Genomic DNA, 16,629 nt, shown 5'->3' on the forward strand with positions numbered 1-16,629 from the left:
TTACCTCGCGGGTTCAGAAATTGCACTCAGTCGCACCCGATCGCCCGCGGCCAGGGGGCCGCTACTGCGCAGGACATAGCGATCGCCCGGTTGCAGACCCGAGAGCACCTGCACCTGGCCATCAAACCGGGATCCCAACTGCACCAACCTTGGCGCAACGGTTACGGCTTCTCCTTCCCCTTGCACCACAAACACCGTGCCTTGGGTGGGAACAGGCGCGTTGGCGGCGGATTGCCCAGCTTCGGCAGAACGCCCCCCTCGCCCCCCCGGCCCACCGGGAGCGCGATCGGCCAGATCGGCCACCGCCAAGGCCCGCTCGGGAATGGTGACTCGGGCGGCGGCCGCCTGGGCAAAGCTCACCCGGGCCAACAGCCCGCTACCCAAGCGCCCATCAGGGTTGGGGATAGTGATTTCTACGGGCACTTGCCGAGCCACCGCGTCGCCCAAGGGAGAAATGGCCGTGACCCGCCCGATAAATTCTTGACCCGGCAAGGCATCCAGCCGCACCCGGGCCCCTTGCCCCAGCCGCACACCCGCCAGGGACCGATCGGACAGGCGCACCAAAATCTTGAGCTGGCTAAAGTCACCAATGCGGATAATTTCGCTGCCCGGTTGGGCCAGGCTGCCGGGTTCCAACAGCTTGGCCAACACACGACCGCTGAGGGGCGATCGCACCAGGGCAAAATCCTGACGTTGGCGAGCCTGATCGGCGATCGCCTGTTGGGCGGCCACCCTGCGCCGGGCTACGGCCACGGTTTGCTGGCGGGTTTTCACCTGTTGGCGGGCGGCCTGGAGGGCTTTGGCGGCAGTTCCCACGGCCGTGCGGGCATTTTCCACACTTTGCTCCGCGATCGCCCCTTCCCGAAACAATCGCTCCAGGCGATCGAGATCAGACTTAGCCTGTTGCAGTTGCAGTTCTGCTTCGCCCACTCGGGCCTGGGCTTCGCCAATTTGGGCTTGGCTGCTGGCCACTTCCAGCTCCCGAGCAGAAACCTCCGCTTGGGCTTCCACGGCCTCGGAGGTCAACAACCGTGCATCCACCCGCGCCAACAATTGTCCTTGGCGCACCGGTTGTCCCACGTCCGATCGCATGTCTAGCACGTAGCCTTCCACCCGCGATCGCACGGCCACTTCTCGAAAGGGCTGAGTCGTCCCGCTATAGTCCTGGGTGGTTTGCTGAGTGGCGGTTTTGGCCAAGGCCACATCCACCGAAGGCGGCCCCGCTCGATCAGCGGCTCCCGGCGGGGCCGGTTGGGCATCGCTGGGGGGAATGGCGTTTTGGCAACCGCTGGCCAACAGGGCCAAGCCACAGAGGCCACTGAGCCACCGCCGCCGGATCGACTGTGGGCCAAATTGTCGTTGCCCCCGCGTCACGGGCATGAAACCGAGCCTGACGCGGGAATTCGTTTCAGGCTCGGTTTCAAACCCAAGCTTTGCAAAAAGGCCAGGGCGGTGATTACAGCGACCCGATCGAGACCGCCTTTGGGGCGATCGATCCAAGCCGATCGGCAACCCAAAGGACGCCGTTGGAGGAACTGAAAGGTTATTCATGGGTCGATCAGTTGATGGGAGCAGTTAAAGCTGTGGAGCAGTTCTGCCGGAGCCGATCGCCCCGAAAGACTCGATGGCTCGTGCCATTGGCTAGTCGGACTGGCGCGATCGACGGGAGGATTAATTTCGTAATGCTTCTTTACAGAAGCAGTGCTACCTTAGCGCACCTGATCCCAATCCCGCCGAAAAAAATTTGGTCGATTGGGTTGACGAATCCAAACTTTTAGGCGATTATTAACTTCGCTGAACGGGGCTATAGCTCAGTTGGTAGAGCACTTCAATGGCATTGAAGGGGTCAGCGGTTCGAATCCGCTTAGCTCCATCCCGTTCCTTCAGGAACAGCAAACTAACAATAAACTTAAAAATAAACCCAAACGGTTGAAGAGATCCTCGAAAATTTAGAGGAGATCTGAAGCCCCAGTTCTGAATATTCCAAACTGGTTCCAAACCGGTTCCAAACTGAACATTCAAGACTAAACACTCCAGGCTGAATATTCAGACTCAATATCCTGATCAGCAGCTACTTCCCATGGCGATCGAGATTGAGCGGAAATTTTTGGTGCGATCGAACCGTTGGCGCGATCTTGTCCAGCCGGGCAAACGCTACCAACAGGGCTATCTGTGGTCGGATCCCGTGCGCACCGTGCGGGCACGCATTGCGGGCGATCGGGCATTTCTAACCATCAAAGGCCAAACCGATGGTCTGGCGCGATCGGAATACGAATACGAAATTCCCGTTATTGATGCCACGGAAATGTTGGCAACACTCTGTGTTTCACCCCCGATCGACAAAGTTCGCTATCGGTTACCCTGTGCGGAAGGTTGCTGGGAAATCGATGAATTTTTTGGCAGCAATGCAGGACTCATCGTGGCGGAAATTGAACTCGATCGCCCCGATCAACCGGTGCAATTACCAGACTGGATTGGTGAAGAAGTGTCTCATGATCCCCGCTATCGAAATTCTGCCTTAGCCGATCGCCCCTTCAGCACTTGGTAGTTTTTAAGGCAGATTGGTAGCTTTTCGGGCAGTTTTTTTAAGCAATTGTTTAATTGAAAGCAATTCAAGCAATTGTTTAATCACCCGATGGCAAATACCAAATTCAGTCCAAACGATAGGTCAAAAATCAGGTAAAAAATGGGCAAACTAGCCAATCTGACGATCGCTCTGATTGTGGCCACAGGAACGATCGGAATCGCTCTCATTTCCGTCCAAAACGCCACCCTTGTTTCCATGCAGTGGTTTGGATCTCGCACCGTGCAAATGCCCTTTGGTTTTCTGTTGGCAACGGGCTTTGGGGCGGGCGTGGTGGTGGCGGGTCTGTTTCCCCTGTTGCCCAGCGGTCGATCGAGTCAGCGACGTTAGCGCCAGCTTGGGCCGCAATGAAGCCCAAAGGACATGAACACCCAAATAAACACCCAAGCAAACACAAACACCCAAACAAAAGATGCGCCACGCGGGAAATAGATCTATACAATAGGCGGGCGAAACCTTGCCCCATCCCACCCCCCGATCGCCCTGTGCTGACCATCGCCATTCCCAAAGGCTCCCTTCTGGCCGATAGCGTGCAATTGCTAGCCGCTGCGGGCCTAGACTTCAGCGTTCTGCTCGACAAAAGCAACCGCCAACTGCAAGTGACCGACCCCACCGGCACGGCGCGGGCCATGCTGGTGCGCAATGGCGATGTGCCGGTTTATGTGGAATGCGGCCAAGCGCAGTTGGGCATTGTGGGCTACGACGTGCTGCGGGAAAAAGCGCCCAACGTTGCCAACGTGCTGGACTTGGGCTTTGGAGGCTGTCGCATGTCGGTGGCAGTCCAGGCGGATGGGCCCTATCAGCGGGCGATCGATCTGCCGGCCCATAGCCGTATTGCTTCCAAGTTTGTGCGCTGTGCCCGCGAATATTTCCAGTCGTTGGATTTACCGGTGGAGATTGTGCCCCTTTACGGCTCAGTGGAATTGGGGCCCATCACGGGCATGTCTGAGGCGATCGTGGACTTGGTGGCCACGGGGCGCACCCTCAAGGAGAACGGCTTGGTGGAAATTGAGGTGTTGTTTGAAAGCACAGCCCGCCTCATTGCCCACCCGGTGAGCTACCGCCTCAACACTTACAACGTGGGGGGCTATTTGGACGCGCTGCGATCGGCCCTGGCTCAGGTGGCCTAGGGCCTGTCGTCGGTTGAGGGATTTTAGTAGTTTTGATAATAAATTTGGCCGTCGGGCATGGTGGCGTTGGTCAAGTTTGCGCCGTTGAGGTTTGCACTGCTCATTTCCGCCCGATTTAACAGCACCTTGGTCATGTTGGCATCTCGCAAATTGGTGCGCGTCAAGAACGAGTCCACCAAATCCGCCTGGGACAGGTTCGATCGAGTCAGATCCGCCCGGCGCAAATCAGCCCGAGTTAAGCGTGCATAGGAAAAATCCGACTGCAACATCTTGGCGTGGGCAAATTTAGCATCCGCAAACAGCGCCATCTGACAAACACTGCCGTTGAGATTACATTCATTGAAAATGGTTCGCTCGGCCCGCACACTCGTGAGATTTGCCTGAAGTAGCGTGGCCCGCTCCAAGTTGCTGTCGCTGAGGGCCGCATTACACAAAATGGCTCCGCTCAGGTTGGCTTCCATCAGGTTCACCCCGCGCAGGACGGTTTCCCGCAAATTGGCCCCCGTCAAATTCGCACGGGTCAGATCCGCCCCAGACAAATCCGCCCCTTGCAGGTCTGCAAAGCTCAAATCGGCTCCCCGGAGGTTGGCCCCTTGATAGACCCGCTTTTCTTCGCGCAGATTGGCCCCCCGCAGGCAGGCCCCTCGGGCATTGATGCCGCTGAGGTTGGCGTTGCGCAAATCCGCCTCCACCAGGTTGGCATCGGTCAAAATCGACAGGGAAAGGTTCACATTGCGCAGATCGGCCGCTTCCAGCCGGGCCCCATGCAAGTCCGCATCCCGCAAGTTTGCCGCACTCAGGTTGGCGCGATCGAGGTTGGCCCCGCTCAGTTTGATGTGGGTTAAGTTGGCCCCTCGCAGCACCGCCCGATTGAGGTAAGACAAAATCAAATTGGCGTGGCTGAGGTCGGCCCCGGTGAAATTCACACCCACAAGATCCGCGCGAATCAGTTTGCAGCCGCTCAGGTTGAGGCCACTGAAGTTGGTCTCACCTGCTTTGTAGCGTTGCAAGATGGCTTGTGCGTCCATGGGTCTGTTGGGCTTCCAGGAAAGAAGACAGGGAATTTTGCAGGCCGCGCGCGGAGCTGGGCCAAGGGCGATTGCTCAGGTCAGCCTCAGTGTGCCTAGGGATGCGATCGGGTAAAGACATTTTCGATCGCAAACATCGATCGTTCTGTCTCATCATCCTCATCCTCAGCTTCCATGGGTAAGCCAGAGCTAAGTTGCGTTTTTTCCGCCGCCTCGCCAAACATTTCAAAGCCCGGAAAACGTCCCGTCGCGCCAAAGGATTCTTGGGCCAGGGGTTTTGGTTCCGGATCCGCTGAATAGATGGCTCGATCGAGCACGCGAATCATTGACTCCGCAGCCTGGGCATATTCTTCCACTTCCGGGAAACGATTCACCGTGCTTTGCAAGCGTTCTTCCAAATCATCCAGGGTTGGACAAGCTTCGCAGAGCCGATACAACAGGCGATCGAGCAATTCCGACTTAATAGAAGCCCAAGTATAGGCATTGAAACTAGTTTGGGGATCCAGCGTGAAAAAGCTGAGAATCTTCACCCGCAACGGGTTGGTGGCCCGCAATAATTCAAATCGCACCGCAAACCAATCGTAGGCCGCCAAATTCACCACCGGCCGGTTGGTCATGGTGTCCTGGGATGGATCCCGAGCCACAATCGCCGGTTCTGCGCTTTGGCTGGGGCCTTGGAAAGACAGCACCGTCCGCTCGTCTCCAGACTCCACCGGCAAACGCGGTTCCGTGCTGGTGAGGGTGGCTTCTCCGTCCGGATCATGACAAAGATTTCCCAACCGCTGGCTAATGCGACTGGCAATTACCCCATACACCTGAGGCTTATTCAGGTGAGCTGCTGCCCGGTTTAACCGAGTCGTTAGATGATTCATCGTGGGCGACAAGGATTGCAGCCGTTGCAGCAACCGCCCCGTATCGAGCAGGGCAATTTTCTGGTTATCGCCTTCCCAGTGGCCCGTACAAGCCAACAGCAGCAGTTTTTTAATGCGAACAATTTCTGGGTCGCGTTCTAACTCCCGTGCGAGGTCTTGGAGGATGGAGGGAATATCGCTCATAGGGCCAAGGGGTCAAAACGCGAGAGTCCAGGGAGAGGAAATCGGGCTGCACCCAAATTGAGTCGATCGCAGTCGAACCAGGGCGATAACGGGAGCTTACCAGTCGCTTTTGGCAGCATCAGCATCACCCAGGGCAATGAGCGCAACAGTCCGTCGATTACCGCCAATCATGCAAATCTCCTCCATTACATCAGGAATTAGACAACAAACGCTGTGCTCTTGCAGACTGTTCAGAGCACAGGGCGGCTGTTCGGGAGAAGTGGCATGGTCAAGGGTCACTTTGAGTATGCCTTACCCTGGCGAGATCGATCCACCAATATCGATCTCGCACGTGGTTTTCCAATCTTGTTTTTTAGTCAGTAACCGCACTCCTGTGCAGTGATTCACCATTTGTGAAGCCACCAACCCGTCCTACACTAGATTTAGGACAATTAGGGCTGTGGGGTAATCGATCCAATTCATTACCAAAATCGAGCTTCGGGCCTTTTTGTCTTGTTTTGAAAGATGTTTTTGACTGTTTCTCAATCATTGAATGGGTTATTGATTTGTTGATTAATCAAAGATCAAGAAAATGACGAAGTAACCCAGTTTGATTGAATCACCTTTTCGAGAATTGGGAAATTAGGAGTATGAAAATTCAGAACTTACGGAAATTGACATTTTTTTCGATCGATTCCCATGCGTCAACAAGGACAACCTTACTTGCTAAGACGCAACTGGGGTTCAAAACAGCCAAACGAGCGATCGGGCGATCGATCCTGATATCGATCCTGATGCCATTGCTGATTGCTGGGCTGTGGCTGACGGGAATTGGGTGCGCACCGGCTTGGGCCGCTCCGGCCGTGGCCTTAAGTCAGCAAACCCCCGTGGAAGTGGCCGTGGAACTGGGAACCACCTCTGGAGAATTGCGCTTTGTGCCCAATCAACTGACCTTCGAGGCCGGCCAGCGCTACAAACTGCGCCTGAGCAACAACAGCCCCACCAAACACTATTTCACGGCCAAAGATTTTGCCGATGCCATTTGGTCGCAGAAGGTCGATGCGGGCAATGTGGAAGTTAAGGGCGCGATTCGTGAGTTGGAATTGCGCCCTAACACGGTGGCCGATTGGGTGTTTGTGCCGGTGCGATCGGGCAAATATACCCTCCGTTGCACCGTGCCTGGCCACCAGGCGGCGGGCATGACCGGCGAAATTCTGATTCAGTAGGGAGCCTTGGCCTCCCCGGGGCTTTGACGGGCGATCGCCGCTTGCGGTTGGGCAAGCACCCGGCTGTTACCCAGCCCCGGCCAGAGTCCCCCAGGCTTGTAAAGTTTTTTGATAAGCTCTAGAGGGACATTGCCTTCCCCACTGTCGCTTCGATCGCTAACACCACCTGCTAACACCATGAACGTTTTTGCCGACCTGCTGCCCAAGTCCAAGCCTGCCGACTCGCAAACGGGCCCGCGCATTCAAAAAAATCGCCGGGGTATTGAAATCAAATCGAAGCGCGAGATCGAGATCATGCGGCAGGCTTCGGCGATCGTGGCAACGGTGCTGAAGGAAATTCTGGAGTTGGCAGAACCGGGCATGACCACGGCTGACCTCGATCGCCACGCAGAAAAGCGAATTCGCGAAATGGGAGCCGTGCCCAGCTTCAAGGGCTATCACGGGTTCCCGGCTTCCATTTGCGCCTCCATTAATAATGAAGTGGTGCATGGAATTCCCAACTCGAAAAAGACGATCCAAAGTGGTGACCTTGTGAAGGTGGACACGGGAGCCTATTTCAACGGGTTCCATGGCGATTCCTGTGTGACGGTGCGGGTGGGGCAGGTCTCTCCGGAGGCCGATCGCCTAGCACGAGTTGCTGAAGAAGCCTTGTTTGCCGGAATTCATCAGGTGAAGCCCGGTGGAACGCTGCTGGACATTGCCGGGGCGATCGAGGACGTGGTGAAGGCCAATGGCTACTCGGTGGTGGAAGATTTCACCGGTCACGGCGTGGGGCGCAACCTGCACGAAGAACCGGCGGTGTTTAATTTCCGAACCCGTGAGCTGCCGAATGTACGGTTGCGGGCGGGGATGACCCTGGCGATCGAGCCGATTTTGAATGCGGGTTCCAAGAAAACCAAAATTTTGAGTGACAAGTGGACGGCCGTAACGGTCGATCGCTCCTGGTCAGCCCAGTGGGAGCATACGGTGCTGGTGACGGAGGATGGCTTTGAAATTTTGACCGATCGCACCAAGGTTTAGCTGCCACAAAGGTTTCAATCGTGGCCGGCCCCAAGCCGGCCGCTGAATCGAGGGCCGGTCTTGAAGTTGCAATTTTGAAGTTTCGGGCTTGAATGCTGGGATTCAGTCTCGGCGACTGCTCAACAACCGAGCAAAGGTTGGGAAACCCAAGCCCTTAGCCAGGCCGATCGATTGCTATTCATGGGCAATTGATCGGCCTCTTTGTGTTTTCTAGTGCATGAGCGGGCGATCGTGATTACTCAGGCCTTGAGGCCCATTCCGCTAGCCAATCAGGGCAGCCCAAGCCTGCGGCCCCACAATGCCATCCACCGTCAGGCGGTTTTGGGTTTGGAAACGGCGCACCGCATCCAGAGTTCCGGGGCCATAGATGCCATCGATCGCCACACCCACCCGAAATTGCAAGTAGCGCACAGCGGGGCCGGAGGTTTGGTTGGGCCGCAAAATCGGCTTGGCCAAAATTTGCCGAATGTTCACCCAGGTGCGATCGCCCGCCACCCCATCCGTCACCAAACCCAAAATCGCCTGCAATCGTTGGGTGGCCGATGTGGTGGACGGGCCAATGAACCCATCTTCGGCTAGGCGCTGGTTGTTGCGATCCAAAATTCGGAGCCGGTTCAAGGTGCGCTGCAATTCCAAAACCTGGGCGCTGGACTGCGCTGGGGGTGGGGTTGGCTCCGGCTTGGGTAATTGTCCCGTTAACCCCTTCACGATCGCGTTAGCCATCTTTTCGGGATCAAACAAATCCATATCCCGACGAGAATCGCAAAAACAGCATTCCACCAGGATGGCCGGCGCAGACGTGTTGCGAATCACGTATAAATGTGCGCCATTTTTGACTCCACGGCTGTTGAACCCCAGGGCCACAATTTCGCGCAGCACGGGAGCCGCCAACCGTTCGCCCGTGGCGCTGGCCGCAAAAACTTCCGTACCACTCACCACCGTGTTGAAGGAGTTGAAGTGAATCGACACAAACGTATCAACCCGGTTGAGATTTGCCACATTACAGCGCTGCCAAAGGGAGTTGGTGACGCTGGAGGCGCTACGCGGTGAGCAATTCACCACCGTATGCCCCAAGGCCCGCAACTTGTTGATCACCCTTGTGCCAACGGCCATGGTCAGCTCGTCTTCAAACCGGATGCCGCGTGCCCCCGTGTCGGGAGGGGCGTTGTGGCCAATGTCGATTCCGTACTTCATGGTTGGGTCAATGCCTCGCTGAGTCCCGGGGAAGCTGATTGGGAAATGGTCGCAACGGCTCGATCGACTCGATCCGAGTCCAGATCCAAACCCAGAATCCATCCAGTCCCGATCGATCCTGACCGATCCCGATCCATTCCGATCGATCCAAGGCCGAGCGCCGCAAGTCCCGCCCCCATTTAAGCGCAGGGCCGGAAGATTGCCCAAGCGCCTGAGACCACTGGCGCAAGTTGATGAACCGTTGATAAGTGATAAGGGCTGAGGGATTGGCTCGATCGCGCATTGGAGCCGCCGCCCGATCGCCCCCTATGCTTAATCGCCCGTCAATGTCTTCAGGCTTTCGAGGGTGGACAAAATATTGCGCGGATCCATGAACATCACCTTGCTGCTGTTGCTGCTGCCGATCGCCTGGCCCGTCGCCAAATAGCTTTGGGCGATCAGAAATTGCAGGGCCTCCGCTGCCTTGGGATCTTGCTGAAGTGACTGGGCCACAATTTTCAGGGCCTGCGCCGTGGCCTGGGCTTGCAGCACCTGCCGCTCTTGGTCAGCCCGAGCCTTCAGCACGATCGCCTGACGTTCCCCCTCCGCCGCCAAAATAGCCGCCTTTTGCCGAGCTTCCGCCTCCAGCACTTGGGCCTCCGCTTGGCCGCGGGCGGAGTTCACCGCCGATTCCCGCTCCCCTTCCGAGGTGAGAATGGCCGCCCGTTTGCGCCGCTCGGCGGACATTTGCAACTCCATCGATTCCTGCACGGCCTTGGAGGGAATGATGTCGCGTAGTTCCACCCGGGTTACCTTCACACCCCAAGGATCCGTGGCAATGTCCAGATCCTGAAGCAGAACTTCGTTAACCCGTTCCCGGGCGGTGAAGGTTTCATCCAGTTCCAACTTGCCCATTTCCGATCGAATTTGGGTCAACACCAAATTCGTCATGGCCATTTGCAGATTTTCAACCTTATAAAAGGATTTCTCGAGATCCACCACTCGCCAATAGACCACGGCATCGGCCGTAATGCTCACGTTGTCCCTGGTGATGCATTGCTGGGGCGGAATATCAATCACCCGTTCCCGCAAGGTTTGCCGATAGGCCACACGCTCCAGCACGGGAATCACGTAGTTAATGCCCGGTTCCAGGCGTTTTCCCTTGTATTTTCCCAACTGCTCCACCAAGGCTTCATCACCCTGGTTGATGATTTTGATGCCCGAGAGGGCTGTGCCGCCCAGGGCGAGGGCAAGGATCAGGAAAGTGCTCATTATGCCTCTGGTTCTAGGTTGTCTGGCCAATGCTCGATCGGTAGCACCCACAGGGTTGTCCCCTGGCGGCCAACGATATACACAGGGGTTTGCGGGGCGATCGCTTGGCTGGTGTCTTGGCAACGGGCGGCCCAGGATTGTCCTTCATAGAGGACGCGGCCGGGTTGTCCGGGGGCGATTGCGGTGAGGGTTTGCCCCTCGATCGCGTCCCAATGTTGCTTCGGGGCGGGGCGATCGAGCCATTGCCGGGCCGCCCGAATCATCACCACCGACAACCCCAACCACAGCCCCACTTGCAGGGGCGCACTGGGCAACACCACCGACACCAGAGCCACCACCAGCGCACTGACTCCCATCACCGCCGCCACAAAGGCCGTGGGCACAAACAGTTCTGCTAAACACAACCCTGCACCGAGCAGGATCCAAAGGGTGGTTAAGGACATAGGAACCGGCTGTTCAGAAGGGAGGGGTGGCAAGAGCCGACCGGTCTGAGGCCATTCTAGCTTTCGGGTTTTGGGCTGTCCTGTTAATGAAGTCATCCAGGTGATTCATCAATTGGGATCCGTGGATCGGCGGGATCCGGAAGATTCCAGGGATACAATCGAGCGGTATCCGCTACTGTGCTTGCCAGCAATGAACGGACTTGAGCCGCCCATCTACTGCGTAAATCCAAGTTGTGCCCAACCTCGCAATGCGATCGGGCGGGAGCGCTGTAGCGAGTGCCAAACACCGCTGCTCTATCGCTACCTGTGGGCCGTGGGAGAAGTGGCGGCAGCAATTCCGGTGGGCAGCATGGTGGCCGGGCGCTATTACGTGCAAGCACCGTCCGTGTGGCTGGAGACGGAACCGGCCCGATCGCCCGATGTGCCGCCCCAACTGCCCGATCGGGCCCTGCCCTATCTGCGGCTCCATCGTTGGGCCCGCCACTTGCCTCAGTTTTATGGTCTTTGCTTGATGGGTGATCAGTCACCCGATACGATCCTGCTGGAAAACGCTCCCCTGAACGATCAGGGGCAACCTTACCCGAGCATTAATGAGGCTTGGGGCGGGGCCCGGAATCTGCGGCGGCTCCACTGGTTGCGGCAACTGTTAGACCTATGGCCCGCCTTGGCAGCGGAAGGGGTGACGGCCAGCCTGCTTTCGTTGCAAAACGTGCGGATTCAGGGGGGGTGTTTGTGGCTACGGGAGTTGATGGCCGATGAGGCCGATCAGGAAGGGAATTTCCGGCGGTTGGGGGATTTGTGGTTTGCTTGGCTCACCGGTTGGTTGCCACAGGTCTCGACGGAAAATGATGCCCTGCTGGGGGTTCGGCTTCAGGACTGGTGTACCCAAGTTCGCCAAGGCGCGTTGAATCCGGCCGGAGCGGCCACCCTGCTCGATCGCCTGATCCAAGAAACCCAAGCCCAATACGATTTGACGGTGATCGCAGCGGGCCTGACGGATCCGGGCCGCCAGCGATCGAACAACGAGGACACCTGCTATCCCGACACCTTTTCGCCCTTACCGCCCGTGGGGGCGATCGATCCCGGCGTGGCGATTGTTTGCGATGGGTTGGGTGGGCGCGAACGGGGCGAAGTGGCCAGCCAAATGGCCATGCAGTCGTTGCAATTGCAGGCCCAAGCTTTGATTTCCGAGGCGATTACAAGTGGCGAATCGATCGAAGCCCCGATCGCCACGGAACAGATTCGGGCCATGCTGCGGGTGGCCAACAATCTGATTGCCACCCAAAACGACAGCCAAGGCCGGGAAGCCCGCCAGCGGATGGCCACCACCGCCGCCCTGGCAATTGCCCTGCCCCAACCCCTGCGGCCCCCCTTCGTGGAGCAAACCACCATTGCCCGCGATCTCTACATTGCTCACGTGGGCGACTGCCGAGCCTATTGGATTTCCATGGGCGGCTGCATTCCCTTGACGGTGGATGACGACCTGGCGGGCCGCGAAGCAGAAACCGGTTTCCGTTCCTATCGCGAAGCCCTGAACCAACCCAATGGCAGCGCGATCGCCCAGGCCTTGGGAGCGAAGGAAGCAGACAGTCTGCAACCCCATGTTCAGCGCTGGATTGTGGATGAGGATGGGCTGCTGTTGCTTTGTTCCGATGGGTTCAGCGATCAGGGTTGGGTGGAACAAAGCTGGCGGGAATATGGATTGGGAATTGTGACCGGCACGCGATCGCTCAACGAAACCCTCAAGGCCTGGGTAGCCGCCGCCGTCGCCACCAATGGCAGCGACAACACCACCGCTGTGGCCCTGCTTTGTCGTCTCAGTCCCCTGAACGTGGGCATTCCCGATCCCTGGACGGCGGCCCCCGAAGCCGTGGCCTTGGCTCCGGCCACCTGGGAATCGGAAATGTCCGAAGCGTCCCAAGCCCTGTTGCAAACCACCAGCCGTCCTCCCCGTTCCCAGCGTCGCCGCCGATCGCACCCGGGCCTGAGCAAACCCCAGTGGATAGGGCTGGGCGCGATCGCCTTGGTCATTTTGGGGGCGATCGCCCTGGCCCTCACCCTGCGTCCCTCCGGGGGCGATCGACCTGATCCCAACCGCCCACCCTCCGCACCCACCAGGCCCACACAGCCGGGCACGCCTGCGCCCAACACCACCACCGAAGAACTCCCCGTTCCCGGCCCTTAGCCCGTGAATTTTTTGATGGCTAGTTTTTTGATGGCCATTTTTTTTGATGGCCAGTTATTGATCTCTTAATCGCCCGTTTCCGCTGCGGTTTGTGTGGGAAAATCCAGAATCACGACCAAAATCGCGACTGGAACCGAACGCCACGTAGGTAATCCTGCGTTCTGGGCATTCCAGATCGTGCTCAACCACCCAAGTTTATTAGCGAGCTGTCAGAGGTTATGAAAGTCGGCGATCGCGTGCGTGTCAGCACCACCGTAGAGGTCTACCACTACCCGGCGCATCGGGGCAAACCCTACAACTTGGAAGGCAAGGAAGGGGAAATCATTGCGATCGTCACCGAGCACCAGGGCCGCCCCGTCAGCGCCAACTTTCCTTTTCTGGTGCAATTTGAAGGGAAGTTTCGCGGCCATTTTCGGGATGGTGAATTAACGATCGTGGAATCATAATTGCGCAACCAGCAACCTGAGCCGATCGTCACCTCGAAATTGCCGATCATTTCGCGATCAGGGGGCAAGGGGCTTAGGGGATATCGCCTTTTCCATATTTCCATCGCCGTAGGGGTTGGGTCTCCCAACCCTAACCCGGGCGATCGCTACAACCCTGTCCACCCCTGGGAACACCCAAGGATCGCGGGGACTGGGCGGGGACTGGGCGGGGACTGGGCGGGGACTGGGCGGGGAGACCCCGCCCCTACGACTGATCGGTTGGGAGAATGAGATCATCAGGGTTTTGGGCGATTTGACGACAGGCCCTAAGCCCCCTGTCTCTGGTAGCTTGGACAAATGGTTTGGATCCAATGGTTTGAATCAGTAATTAGATTTGATTTTTTTGGGAAAGGTCGCCACACTGAAGGCAATATTTCTTGATTTCTTGCCCCCAGCTTCAATTGGGCGATCGAGCAACCCATGAAACCTTCCCTTTTTGCCCACCAGCCGATTACCAACCCCCTGGAAGCCAAGTCCTGTCAAGAGCTGACCGATTTAGAACTGGCGCAGGTGCTCGCATCGCGTTTGGCGCTGGGCAACGGGGATTGGCATCGACAAAAGGGCAATCGATCGATCCGGGCCCGGGAACAGGCGGCGGCGGCCTTGGTGGCCCTGTTGCGCGACCAACCCCAAATGGCCCTAGAGCATTTGCAGCAGGCGGCGGGATGGCTCGATCGCACCGTGAGCGCCCCGCCCTGCCCGGATCATGGTCGCTAACGCACTAGCGCCACATAGCGTTCTCGCAAACTGGCCCGCAAACCTTGGGCCGCTTGGGCCAATCGCTGCCGTTTCGAGACCCGGATCGGATCCGTTTCCTTGTACAGATGCAACACGCGGCCGCCTTCTTGCCACTCCACCCGATCGAACACTTGATGCAGGATGAACAAACCGCGGCCGCATTCCCCCTCGTTACCCGGCAGCAGGTCTTCCACCGCATCCAAATCCATGGTCACATCATCCAGATCCGCATCCATGGCCACGGGTGGCAACGGCGGCGCATGGCAACAACAAGGGGGCTTAAATCCTCCCCCCCGATCGGAAATCATCCACCAGTAGCGGTGGCTGCGAGCAGAAAAGTGAACACACACTCGTTTTCCCGGATCAAGGCCATTACCATGCTTCACCGCATTGACCAAAGCCTCCTGTAACCCAAGGCGCACTTCAAAGCGCCAAGGCTCCGGGACATCTTCCACTAACAAATCCAGAACAGGGCACAAATGCAGCGTTGAAGGGAAACTCAGCTTGCGCCACTGATGTTTTTCTTGGCGAACTGTGGGGGCCATCACAACTGGAGACAGAGCATTTGGACGACCAGAAATACCGAGCGGAACTGAGGCAGGGACAGCCAATTAGCCCAAGAAAGTTAAGGGATTGGGCAATGCTGACCGGAGGGCCAAAGCACCGAACGATCGCACCCTCGATGGACGAATCGAGCGATGGAAGTTAGGAATTTTTACTGAACCGTTCAATTTCCATTGTATCCAAAGGGGTTGAAAAGTCTAGGCGACCCCATGTCCCGGAACGGGCGATCGCCCTCTGCCCAAGGATCTCAGGAAACTGAGCCATGCAAAAGCGGCGGTCCTCTTCATGAAGATTAACCGCCGCTTTGCACCAACCAGATTTTCACCAACCAAGTTTGCGCCAACCAAGTTTGCGTCAACCAGATCTGCGCCAACCAAATCCGCACAACTCAGTGGGATTACAAGCTGGGATTTCGAGCTGGGATCAAGAACTAGTATTGGGGAACCGAAGGATCCACTTCTTGGCTCCAAGCATTGATCCCGCCCTTGACGTTGATGCCGTCAATGCCAGACTTTTGCAGGATCCCGAGGGCCTTGGCCGATCGCCCGCCCATCTTGCAGTGAACCACCAACTTGCGGCCCTTGAGCAGATCTTTCACCTTCCCAACCCCGCTGCCACTTTCGATATCTGGCAACGGCACCAACACCGATCCCGGAATGCGGCCAATTTCAAACTCGTTGGGGTTGCGCACATCCAACAGCAGGAAGTCTTCGCCGCTGTCGATCAACGATTTCAAGTCCGTGACGCTCATTTCGGTCACGTCGGGTTTTTCTTCGGCTTGGCCCACGGGCGGTAACCCACAGAATTGTTGATAGTCAATCAACTTTTCAATGACGGGACGTTCGGGGTTGGGCCGCAACTTCAGTTCCCGAAACTTCATATCCAAGGCGTTGTACAGCAACAGGCGACCATTCAGGGTCGTGCCCTTGCCCAAGATGATTTTGACGGTTTCCGTGGCTTGGATTACGCCAATGATCCCCGGCAAAATTCCCAACACCCCCCCTTCGGCGCAGGAGGGAACCATGCCCGGCGGCGGGGGTTCGGGATAGAGGTCGCGATAGTTGGGGCCGCCTTCGTAATTAAAGACGGTGGCTTGGCCCTCGAACCGGAAGATGGAACCGTAAACGTTGGGCTTGTCGAGCAGAACGCAAGCGTCGTTCACCAGGTAGCGGGTGGGGAAGTTGTCCGTTCCGTCTACCACGATGTCGTAGGGGCGGAAGATGTCGAGGGCGTTTTCAGAACTGAGCCGCGCCTCGTACAAATCCACTTGGCAGTAGGGGTTAATTTCGAGGATCCGATTTTTGGCGGATTCGATTTTGGGTTTGCCAACCCAGGATGTGCCGTGGATAACTTGGCGTTGCAGGTTGGAGTAGTCCACCACGTCAAAGTCCACCAAGCCAATCCGGCCAATGCCGGCGGCGGCGAGGTAGAGCAGCAGGGGCGAACCCAAACCGCCGCTGCCAATGCAGAGCACGCTGGCGGCTTTCAGACGCTTTTGGCCTTCCAGTCCCACTTCGGGCAGGATGAGGTGTCGAGAGTAGCGTTCGTACTCTTCTTTTAGGAGTTGTGTGTTGCTGGTATCGATATTCAGCATAGGTTGCGAGGTGGTTTGGGTTCGATGCCCGATCGCGGGGGGCGATCGCGCCTTCGATCGCTGTGAGGGGTTTCCCATCTAGGCATCACCTTGGGGGGCGATCGGCCTTGGGGGGAATCAACGAATCGCAGTGGCTAAGCAACCGGGCGCGCC

Annotated in this window: 17 protein-coding genes and 1 tRNA gene; 9 read left to right on the forward strand and 9 right to left on the reverse strand. The window is 57.4% G+C overall.

The annotated features are described in order from the left end of the window. Entirely contained in the window at nt 1–1,380 is a 1,380-nt protein-coding gene (locus H6F46_RS09400; protein WP_190354574.1) for an efflux RND transporter periplasmic adaptor subunit, read from the reverse strand. 420 nt (nt 1,381–1,800) lie between these two features. Here H6F46_RS09400 and H6F46_RS09405 point away from each other — a divergent pair. The 4 genes from H6F46_RS09405 (at nt 1,801) to hisG (ending at nt 3,714) form a co-directional block, all read left to right on the forward strand. Then, nucleotides 1,801–1,873, forward strand: a tRNA-Ala gene (locus H6F46_RS09405). Between the two features lie 207 nt (nt 1,874–2,080). After that, nucleotides 2,081–2,548 (forward strand): CYTH domain-containing protein, encoded by a 468-nt coding sequence (locus H6F46_RS09410; RefSeq protein WP_099535251.1) that lies wholly within the window; start codon nt 2,081–2,083, stop codon nt 2,546–2,548. A 138-nt stretch (nt 2,549–2,686) separates the two neighbouring features. Next, complete coding sequence (locus H6F46_RS09415; protein WP_190354575.1) at nt 2,687–2,914, forward strand: DUF1049 domain-containing protein; 228 nt, start codon at nt 2,687–2,689, stop codon at nt 2,912–2,914. A gap of 155 nt (nt 2,915–3,069) precedes the next feature. Beyond that, complete coding sequence (gene hisG, locus H6F46_RS09420; protein WP_099535255.1) at nt 3,070–3,714, forward strand: ATP phosphoribosyltransferase; 645 nt, start codon at nt 3,070–3,072, stop codon at nt 3,712–3,714. Between the two features lie 23 nt (nt 3,715–3,737). Here hisG and H6F46_RS09425 read toward each other — a convergent pair whose 3' ends face one another. Both H6F46_RS09425 and H6F46_RS09430 read right to left on the reverse strand, forming a co-directional pair. Beyond that, the gene (locus tag H6F46_RS09425) at nt 3,738–4,742 is read right to left on the reverse strand and encodes a pentapeptide repeat-containing protein (RefSeq protein ID WP_190354576.1); all 1,005 of its coding nucleotides are present in this window, start codon (nt 4,740–4,742) and stop codon (nt 3,738–3,740) included. Nucleotides 4,743–4,837: 95 nt separating this feature from the next. Continuing rightward, nucleotides 4,838–5,797, reverse strand: coding sequence for a hypothetical protein (locus tag H6F46_RS09430; RefSeq protein ID WP_099535259.1), 960 nt, complete (start codon nt 5,795–5,797; stop codon nt 4,838–4,840). Nucleotides 5,798–6,570: 773 nt separating this feature from the next. Here H6F46_RS09430 and H6F46_RS09435 point away from each other — a divergent pair. Both H6F46_RS09435 and map read left to right on the forward strand, forming a co-directional pair. Continuing rightward, entirely contained in the window at nt 6,571–7,002 is a 432-nt protein-coding gene (locus tag H6F46_RS09435) for a plastocyanin/azurin family copper-binding protein (RefSeq protein ID WP_190354577.1), read from the forward strand. Between the two features lie 177 nt (nt 7,003–7,179). Further along, nucleotides 7,180–8,022, forward strand: coding sequence for a type I methionyl aminopeptidase (map, locus tag H6F46_RS09440; RefSeq protein ID WP_099535267.1), 843 nt, complete (start codon nt 7,180–7,182; stop codon nt 8,020–8,022). A 261-nt stretch (nt 8,023–8,283) separates the two neighbouring features. Here map and H6F46_RS19135 read toward each other — a convergent pair whose 3' ends face one another. The 3 genes from H6F46_RS19135 to H6F46_RS09455 all read right to left on the reverse strand — a co-directional run bounded on the left by H6F46_RS19135 (nt 8,284) and on the right by H6F46_RS09455 (nt 10,910). Next, nucleotides 8,284–9,216, reverse strand: coding sequence for an N-acetylmuramoyl-L-alanine amidase (locus H6F46_RS19135; protein ID WP_190354578.1), 933 nt, complete (start codon nt 9,214–9,216; stop codon nt 8,284–8,286). A gap of 312 nt (nt 9,217–9,528) precedes the next feature. After that, nucleotides 9,529–10,467: an SPFH domain-containing protein gene (locus tag H6F46_RS09450; RefSeq protein WP_199291484.1), complete on the reverse strand. Its 939-nt coding sequence runs from the start codon at nt 10,465–10,467 to the stop codon at nt 9,529–9,531. Next, nucleotides 10,467–10,910, reverse strand: coding sequence for an NfeD family protein (locus tag H6F46_RS09455; protein ID WP_190354579.1), 444 nt, complete (start codon nt 10,908–10,910; stop codon nt 10,467–10,469). The genes H6F46_RS09450 and H6F46_RS09455 overlap by 1 nt, the downstream gene beginning before the upstream one ends. A gap of 190 nt (nt 10,911–11,100) precedes the next feature. Here H6F46_RS09455 and H6F46_RS09460 point away from each other — a divergent pair, with 190 nt between their 5' ends. The 3 genes from H6F46_RS09460 to H6F46_RS09470 all read left to right on the forward strand — a co-directional run bounded on the left by H6F46_RS09460 (nt 11,101) and on the right by H6F46_RS09470 (nt 14,297). Then, nucleotides 11,101–13,095 carry a PP2C family serine/threonine-protein phosphatase gene (locus H6F46_RS09460; protein WP_190354580.1) on the forward strand — a complete coding sequence of 665 codons (1,995 nt, stop codon included), beginning with the start codon at nt 11,101–11,103 and terminating at the stop codon, nt 13,093–13,095. Nucleotides 13,096–13,313: 218 nt separating this feature from the next. Then, complete coding sequence (locus H6F46_RS09465) at nt 13,314–13,541, forward strand: ferredoxin-thioredoxin reductase variable chain (RefSeq protein WP_190354581.1); 228 nt, start codon at nt 13,314–13,316, stop codon at nt 13,539–13,541. A gap of 459 nt (nt 13,542–14,000) precedes the next feature. Then, nucleotides 14,001–14,297 (forward strand): DUF6439 family protein, encoded by a 297-nt coding sequence (locus tag H6F46_RS09470; RefSeq protein ID WP_199291485.1) that lies wholly within the window; start codon nt 14,001–14,003, stop codon nt 14,295–14,297. On the opposite strand, the gene H6F46_RS09475 is transcribed toward H6F46_RS09470, so the two are convergent. From H6F46_RS09475 to moeB, 3 genes are all read right to left on the reverse strand, one after another. Further along, nucleotides 14,294–14,863: an ATP-binding protein gene (locus tag H6F46_RS09475; RefSeq protein WP_190354582.1), complete on the reverse strand. Its 570-nt coding sequence runs from the start codon at nt 14,861–14,863 to the stop codon at nt 14,294–14,296. The genes H6F46_RS09470 and H6F46_RS09475 overlap by 4 nt on opposite strands. Before the next feature lie 216 nt (nt 14,864–15,079). Then, entirely contained in the window at nt 15,080–15,352 is a 273-nt protein-coding gene (locus H6F46_RS19835) for a pentapeptide repeat-containing protein (RefSeq protein WP_199291486.1), read from the reverse strand. Next, on the reverse strand, nt 15,313–16,476 hold the full coding sequence (gene moeB, locus H6F46_RS09485) for a molybdopterin-synthase adenylyltransferase MoeB (RefSeq protein ID WP_190354678.1): 1,164 nt from the start codon (nt 16,474–16,476) through the stop codon (nt 15,313–15,315). Before moeB ends, H6F46_RS19835 begins: the two co-directional genes overlap by 40 nt. Nucleotides 16,477–16,629 lie beyond the last annotated feature (153 nt).

Source organism: Limnothrix sp. FACHB-1083, from assembly GCF_014696485.1.
Lineage (GTDB): Bacteria > Cyanobacteriota > Cyanobacteriia > CACIAM-69d > CACIAM-69d > CACIAM-69d.

Coding starts and splice junctions, on each gene's coding strand:
- H6F46_RS19135 (WP_190354578.1), bottom strand. CDS start 9,216: ATGAAGTACGGAATCGACATTGGCCACAACGCCCCTCCCGACACGGGG.
- H6F46_RS09455 (WP_190354579.1), bottom strand. CDS start 10,910: ATGTCCTTAACCACCCTTTGGATCCTGCTCGGTGCAGGGTTGTGTTTA.
- H6F46_RS09465 (WP_190354581.1), top strand. CDS start 13,314: ATGAAAGTCGGCGATCGCGTGCGTGTCAGCACCACCGTAGAGGTCTAC.
- H6F46_RS09425 (WP_190354576.1), bottom strand. CDS start 4,742: ATGGACGCACAAGCCATCTTGCAACGCTACAAAGCAGGTGAGACCAAC.
- H6F46_RS09475 (WP_190354582.1), bottom strand. CDS start 14,863: ATGGCCCCCACAGTTCGCCAAGAAAAACATCAGTGGCGCAAGCTGAGT.
- map (WP_099535267.1), top strand. CDS start 7,180: ATGAACGTTTTTGCCGACCTGCTGCCCAAGTCCAAGCCTGCCGACTCG.
- H6F46_RS09460 (WP_190354580.1), top strand. CDS start 11,101: ATGAACGGACTTGAGCCGCCCATCTACTGCGTAAATCCAAGTTGTGCC.
- moeB (WP_190354678.1), bottom strand. CDS start 16,476: ATGCTGAATATCGATACCAGCAACACACAACTCCTAAAAGAAGAGTAC.
- H6F46_RS09435 (WP_190354577.1), top strand. CDS start 6,571: ATGCCATTGCTGATTGCTGGGCTGTGGCTGACGGGAATTGGGTGCGCA.
- H6F46_RS09470 (WP_199291485.1), top strand. CDS start 14,001: ATGAAACCTTCCCTTTTTGCCCACCAGCCGATTACCAACCCCCTGGAA.
- H6F46_RS09415 (WP_190354575.1), top strand. CDS start 2,687: ATGGGCAAACTAGCCAATCTGACGATCGCTCTGATTGTGGCCACAGGA.
- H6F46_RS09410 (WP_099535251.1), top strand. CDS start 2,081: ATGGCGATCGAGATTGAGCGGAAATTTTTGGTGCGATCGAACCGTTGG.
- H6F46_RS09450 (WP_199291484.1), bottom strand. CDS start 10,467: ATGAGCACTTTCCTGATCCTTGCCCTCGCCCTGGGCGGCACAGCCCTC.
- H6F46_RS09400 (WP_190354574.1), bottom strand. CDS start 1,380: ATGCCCGTGACGCGGGGGCAACGACAATTTGGCCCACAGTCGATCCGG.
- H6F46_RS09430 (WP_099535259.1), bottom strand. CDS start 5,797: ATGAGCGATATTCCCTCCATCCTCCAAGACCTCGCACGGGAGTTAGAA.